This window comes from Streptomyces sp. AC627_RSS907 (assembly GCF_019049165.1).
Genome location: NZ_JAGMUE010001423.1, coordinates 1 through 625, shown reverse-complemented (window position 1 = coordinate 625; position 625 = coordinate 1). Strand labels below are relative to the sequence as shown.

The window sequence follows — 625 nt, the reverse complement described above, 5'->3', positions numbered from 1 at the left end:
GGGCTGACGGGGCCGGCCGTACCGATGCGACCGGCCGGGCCGCCGCTTCGGTAGACACCCCCACCTCCGTGTTCGGCACCCTCCGACCCAGGGAAGCCGGCGACGCGCCGGCCGGCGAGCGCGCCGGCGCCCGCCCCGGCAAGGGCGAGGGCGAGAGCAAGGCCGAGGGGAAGGCCGCGGGCAAGGACGACGCCGCGGGCGAGGCCAAGGGCAAGGGTGCGGGCAAGGGCGTGGGCCCGGCGGGTGATGCCGTCGACCGCCCGACGACCGCGTTCAAGGCGCTGCGCCCCTCCGACCTGCCGCGCGACGCCGGCGCCACGGCGGGCGGCAAGGGCAAGGGCGCGGGACGAGGCCAGGAGCCGGCGAGCGCCGAGCGGACCAGCCAGTTCGTGCCGCTGAAGTCCGCCGACGAACGGCCGGCGAAGCCGGCGGCCGGCGCGCGGCCCGCCGCCGCGACCGGCGCTGGAACGCCGCCCGTGACCGAGCGCACCGCGCAGCAGCCCGTGCTGGACCTGCCGGCCGGCGCGGCCACCGGCGCCACGGCCAAGGGCGCCACGTCGACCGGCGAGTCCGAGCGGCCCGCCGGCCCGCCGGCGCCGCTCGACCTGATGGCGCAGCTCACCAA

The 625-nt window shown here is 80.0% G+C and carries 1 pseudogene; it reads left to right on the top strand.

Annotation, left to right across the window (positions count from 1 at the left end):
* Positions 1-68: 68 nt before the first annotated feature.
* Positions 69-625 (top strand): annotated as a pseudogene (locus tag KUM32_RS42245) (hypothetical protein); the annotation flags it as partial.